This window comes from Coprococcus sp. AF99-45, from assembly GCF_027663865.1.
Taxonomy (GTDB): domain Bacteria; phylum Bacillota; class Clostridia; order Lachnospirales; family Lachnospiraceae; genus Allocoprococcus; species Allocoprococcus comes.
In genome coordinates, this window is the sequence record NZ_JAQDGZ010000004.1 from 40,120 (window position 1) to 46,130 (window position 6,011).

The 6,011-nt window shown below is 44.7% G+C and carries 5 protein-coding genes; all 5 read right to left on the minus strand.

The features are described 5' to 3' along the window. Positions 1 to 2: 2 nt before the first annotated feature. The 5 genes from PGR14_RS04460 to PGR14_RS04480 all read right to left on the minus strand — a co-directional run bounded on the left by PGR14_RS04460 (position 3) and on the right by PGR14_RS04480 (position 5,843). Positions 3 to 1,271, minus strand: a complete 1,269-nt coding sequence (locus PGR14_RS04460) for an NAD(P)/FAD-dependent oxidoreductase (RefSeq protein WP_008373326.1) — start codon at positions 1,269 to 1,271, stop codon at positions 3 to 5. Between the two features lie 17 nt (positions 1,272 to 1,288). After that, positions 1,289 to 2,725, minus strand: coding sequence for an NAD(P)/FAD-dependent oxidoreductase (locus PGR14_RS04465; RefSeq protein WP_270223056.1), 1,437 nt, complete (start codon positions 2,723 to 2,725; stop codon positions 1,289 to 1,291). A 145-nt stretch (positions 2,726 to 2,870) separates the two neighbouring features. Continuing rightward, positions 2,871 to 3,584, minus strand: a complete 714-nt coding sequence (locus PGR14_RS04470; protein ID WP_022220047.1) for an MIP/aquaporin family protein — start codon at positions 3,582 to 3,584, stop codon at positions 2,871 to 2,873. A gap of 60 nt (positions 3,585 to 3,644) precedes the next feature. After that, positions 3,645 to 5,141: a glycerol kinase GlpK gene (gene glpK, locus PGR14_RS04475; RefSeq protein ID WP_008373317.1), complete on the minus strand. Its 1,497-nt coding sequence runs from the start codon at positions 5,139 to 5,141 to the stop codon at positions 3,645 to 3,647. Positions 5,142 to 5,273: 132 nt separating this feature from the next. Beyond that, positions 5,274 to 5,843, minus strand: a complete 570-nt coding sequence (locus tag PGR14_RS04480; protein ID WP_022220048.1) for a glycerol-3-phosphate responsive antiterminator — start codon at positions 5,841 to 5,843, stop codon at positions 5,274 to 5,276. Positions 5,844 to 6,011 lie beyond the last annotated feature (168 nt).

Sequence of the window (6,011 nt, forward strand, 5' to 3'; positions counted from 1 at the left end):
GTCTACGCCTCCTCAATCTTTACTGTGATGGTCTGCAGATCCGGATATTTCAGAAGCTGCTCTTTTGTCAGCTTAATCTCTTCCATCTCACCTGGTGCAACAACCGGACGTTTTCTGTGGATCACTCTCTCATCATCAAAATATGCACTGATATAACAGTTCTTGTAGACACCGCCCACACGGAAACGCACAGTCAGATTTTCATCCATCCGGTCTACGTTAATTGTTCCGGGCACAGTATAGCGGACACCTTCAATCGGATTCATCCGAATCTCTTTTCCGTCCTGTCTGCGCTCTTCTCCCAGTTTGACGTATTCCGCAGCATTTCTTCCTGCAGTTCCGGCTTCTTCCGATACAAAGTCAACCAGGTCATGCACATGCAGGACATTTCCGCAGGCAAATACACCTTCGATGTTTGTTTCCAGGCTCTCATTTACCTTTGGTCCTGATGTGACAGGGTTCATATCCACGCCCATGCCTCTTGAAATTTCATTTTCCGGGATCAATCCTACGGAAAGAAGAAGCGTATCACAGCTGTATTCTTCTTCTGTTCCCGGAATTGGTTTTCCGTGACTGTCCACCTGTGCCAGTGTAATTCCTTCCAGCCGCTCTTTCCCTTTGATGTCCACAACGGTATGGCTCAACTTCAGCGGAATATCATAATCATCCAGACACTGTACAATATTTCTCTTCAGTCCTCCGGAATACGGCATCAGCTCTGCAACAACCTTAACCTTTGCGCCTTCAAATGTCATTCGTCTCGCCATGATCAGTCCGATGTCGCCGGAACCAAGGATCACGACCTCCCGCCCCGGCATATAGCCTTCGATATTGACCAGTCTCTGTGCCGTACCTGCTGAGAAAATACCCGCCGGACGATAGCCCGGAATATTAAGTGCGCCTCTGGAACGTTCACGGCATCCCATTGCCAGGACAACTGCCTTCGCCTGAATCTCGAAAAGACCTTCCTCCCGGTTCATTGCGGTGACAACCTTCTGTGGGCTGATATCCATAACCATTGTATTCAGCTTGTATTCAATATTCAGTTCTTTCGCCTGATCAATAAAACGTCCTGCATATTCCGGTCCGGTCAGTTCTTCCTTAAATGTATGGAGTCCGAATCCGTTGTGGATACACTGATTCAGGATTCCGCCAAGTTCTTTGTCTCTTTCCAGGATCAGGACACTGTCCACTCCGCTTTTCTTCGCCGAAATTGCAGCCGCAAGTCCTGCCGGTCCTCCTCCAATGATAACAATATCATAAGCTCTCATGATGCAATGCCTCCCTCTTATAACGAATCCTTATTAGTACCTGTGACAATTTTAGAATCTCCACCGGATTTTGTGATCTCGAACATACTCACATGGCGTTCTCTCGCCAGGATTTCCATCGTTCTCGGTGAACAGAATCCAGCCTGACATCGTCCCATTCCGGCTCTTGTTCTGCGTTTTACCCCATCAAGAGATTTGGCGCCGAGCGGTCTGTTGATCGCATCCATGATCTCACCCTCTGTAACCATTTCACAACGGCAAATAATATTTCCATATTCCGGTTTCTCTTTGATCAGTTCCATTCTTTCTTCCTTGCTGAGTGTATTCGGATCCAGAACACCCTTTCTTGTTGCGATAAAATCTTCTTTTTCTTCCAGATTCATTTTCTCTTTCAGGATCTGTGCCACCATTTCTCCGATTGCCGGTGCACTGGTAAGTCCCGGTGATTCAATGCCTGCACAGTCGATAAATCCTTTTGCATCCTCCACTTCCCCGATCAGGAACTCATGTCCGTCCTCATGTGCACGAAGTCCGGCAAATGAAGTAATCACCTGACGGAGCGGAATATTTTTCACATTCATCTCTGCTCTTTCGATCACCTGATCCAGACCTTCTCTTGTTGTATTGGTTCCTTCTTTATCTTCGATATCGATCGCCGTTGGTCCAAGGATCAGATTACCGTGAACCGTCGGTGCAACCAGAATACCTTTTCCATATTTTCCCGGAAGTGCAAAAATCGTCTTGCTCACATGACTTCCCGCACTCTTATCAAGCAGGCAGTAATCTCCTCTTCTAGGGGTAATATGGATCTTCTTCTCACTTACCATATTATGAAACTTGTCTGCATAGACTCCAGCTGCATTTACCACGTACCTTGTCTGGAAAACTCCGTTATTTGTATGGATCTCCCATCCCTCATCTATTGGTTTAAGATCCGTAACTTCCGTATCAAATTTGAACTCCACACCATTTACATTTGCATTCTCAGCCATTGCAATGTTCAGATTAAACGGACATACAATTCCGGCTGTCGGTGCATAAAGTGCGGCATACGCCTGATCGGAAATATTCGGTTCCATTTCTTTCAATTCCTTACAGTTAAGAATTCTTAACTCCTTAACACCATTTGCAACACCTCGGTCATACAGTGCCTGAAGCTTCGGCATATCCTCCTCATGCAGACATACAACCAGAGAGCCATTTTTCTTAAATGGGAAATCCAGATCCTTTGAAAGCTGTTCCATCATCTGATTTCCCCTGACATTCAGTTTTGCCATCAGCGATCCTTCTGCCGCATCATAACCGGCATGGACAATTGCACTGTTTGCCTTGGAAGTACCACAGCATACATCCTCTTCTTTCTCGATTACACATGCCTTCACTTTATAACGTGACAGCTCTCTTGCTGTTGCCGCACCGGATACTCCAGCCCCGATAATTATTACATCATACATTCCCAGATCACTCCTTAATAACTGTTTTTTCTTCCTGAACTTCCTGCTTATGAAAAAGAGCCTACCAAGTAAACGCATTTCCTTTATGCGGTTATCCTGTCAGGCTCTCTCATCTCATGCCATTACCATTTTCAATTCTGAACTTTTACCACGGAATTGCCCCATACAGTAATACTGCTGCGATTGCTCCGATGATTGGTCCGATGATCGGTACAACCAGACCGTATCCGAAGTTTGAATCACCTTTTCCTTTAATCGGAAGTACTGCGTGTGCAAGTCTTGGTCCAAGATCTCTTGCCGGGTTGATCGCATAACCGGTCAGTCCGCCAAGTGACATACCTACTGATACGATAATTCCGAATACAAATAATTTGTCAACGCCTGTGGAAAGTCCTGTCACGTTTCCAATTCCCTTGATCGCAAATACAAGGATAAATGTTCCAACTGCCTCACTGAAAATATTCAGTCCTGTGTTTGCAATCGAAGGTCCTGTACAGAATACACCAAGCTTTGTTCCCGGATCTTCTGTGGCGTCAAACTGTCCTTTGAAAAGTAAATAAACGATACAGCCGCCTACGAATGCTCCTGCGATCTGGGCGATGATATATCCAGGAACCATCGACCATGCAAAACTTCCGTCCACTGCAAGCGCGATTGTAAGTGCCGGATTAAAGGAAGCTCCTGAAGCCTCTCCGAAAATAAATGCCGGAAGCAGAACTGCAAGACCCCAGGCAAATGTAATCTGAACCGCACCGGCACCTTTCATACCGGATTTGTTAAGGTTCACATTTGCTACTACTCCATCTCCAAGAATAATAAGTATCATTGTTCCAAGAAACTCTGCTATATAAGGTAACATAATAAGTCCCCCTTTTCCCTATTCAATGTTCCGTTTTCATTTCCTTTTTACTGTCAAAATCTAATCTTCTTTTGCCCATCCGTAAGCATATTTGACAGCCTTATTCCAGCCTTTGATCCGTTTTTCTCTTTCTTCATCTGCAATCTTTGGCTCGAATGTCTTATCAATTGCCCAGTTCTTAATAACATCCTCTTTACTTGCCCAGTATCCAACTGCAAGACCTGCAAGATAAGCAGCTCCCATTGCGGTTGTCTCTACACACTGCGGACGGTTAACCGGTGCATTGATGATGTCAGACTGTGTCTGCATCAGGAAATCATTTGCACTTGCTCCACCGTCAACCTTAAGTGCTGCAAGTTCAATTCCAGAGTCAGCTTTCATTGCTTCCAGAACATCATTTACCTGATAAGCAAGGGATTCCAGAGTTGCGCGGATAATGTGATATTTATTAACGCCACGTGTAATTCCTACGATCGTTCCTCTTGCATACTGATCCCAGTGCGGTGCTCCAAGTCCGGTAAATGCAGGTACTACATAGCATCCGTTTGTATCTTTTACTTTCTTAGCCATGTATTCTGAATCCGGTGCGGAATCAATAATACGAAGTTCATCTCTCAGCCACTGAATTGCAGCTCCTGCCACGAAAATTGAACCTTCCAGTGCATAATTTACTTTTCCATCCAGTCCCCATGCGATGGTTGTTACCAGTCCGTTCTTTGAGAAGATCGGTTTCTCACCGGTATTCATCAGCATGAAACATCCGGTTCCATATGTATTCTTTGCTTCGCCTGCATTGAAGCATGTCTGTCCAAACAGTGCGGACTGCTGGTCTCCTGCTGCTCCTGCGATCGGAATCGGTCCACCGAGGTAAGAAGGATCTGCTTCTCCATATACACAGCTTGACGGTTTTGGTTCTGGAAGCATGCATTTCGGAATGTTCAGCTCTGCAAGAATCTCATCATCCCATTCAAGCGTATTGATATTGAACAGCATCGTACGGGAAGCATTTGAATAATCAGTTACATGAACTGCACCTTTTGTCAGTTTCCAGATCAGCCATGTCTCAACTGTACCGAATAATAATTCTCCCTTTTCTGCTCTCTCTCTTGCTCCCGGCACATTATCAAGAAGCCATTTTACCTTTGTTCCTGAAAAATACGCGTCGATAACAAGTCCTGTTTTTTCTCTGAATTTATCGGTAAGTCCTTTTTCCTTCAGACTGTCACAATACTCAGAAGTTCTGCGGCACTGCCATACGATTGCATGATGGATCGGCTCTCCTGTCTCTTTGTCCCAGACGATGGTTGTCTCTCTCTGGTTTGTAATACCGATTGCTGCAATGTCCTCTGCTTCTGCCCCAATCATGTTCATTGCTTCAACGGCTACACCAAGCATACTTGCCCAGATCTCATCTGCATCATGTTCAACCCAGCCCGGTTTCGGGAAATACTGTGTGAATTCCCTCTGTGCAACGCTGCACATTTCTCCTTTTTCATTGAACAGGATACATCTGTTACTTGTTGTTCCTGCGTCCAGTGCCATTACATACTTAGCCATACTCTTTTTCCTCCTTTAATAAAAATCGCTGCTTTGCATGTTTTATAGTAAAGCGGATATTCTATGCCGCTTCGCTACTTACTCATCCTCAAATACCTGTACTTTGTTTAAATATCTTCTGTTACTTTTGTTTTACATTTTCCAGACTTCATGATTCGTAGATGAAACTGCGATCGCTCCAGCTGAAAGTGCCGCCATCACAGATTCTTTGTCCGAGATCAGACCACCTGCAATGATCGGTGTCTTTGACATTTTACAGACTTTTCCGATCACCTTCGGCATCACACCCGGAAGTACTTCGATATAATCGGGCTTCACGGCGTGTTGTTGCTGCCTGATATTCTCATATGCCATTGAATCCAGAAGAAAATACCTTAGGACTGTGAACATCTTAAGTTCCTTCCCCCTTTTAATCAATGCGGCTTTTGTGGAAATTATTCCATCTGCTTCTGTATTTTTCCGAATAAAATCTACGACAATTTCCTTACTGCTAAGACCGCTTATCAGGTCTACATGAACCATCGCAACCTTCCCGGAATCTTTTATCTGTTGGACGATCTCACGGATCGAACAGACATCTCCAAATAAAATAAACACAACCCGGATATCTTCCAAAGAACAGCAGATTTTTAAATCATCCATGTTCTTTACTGCTGCAATGATCGGATTTTCTTCTACTGCTTCATGAAAAAAACTGTTCATTTTTTCACCCCTCATACTATGATCGAGTAGGATGCTCCTGCCCACTCTGTATACTTTGTACAGCCTCTGCACTTGACTCATCGTATAATCGAGCAGGCTGACTTCTGCTCGATCTGTATACTCCGTACAGCATCTCACTTAGCAGCTCGATGATGTACATTCGCCAAA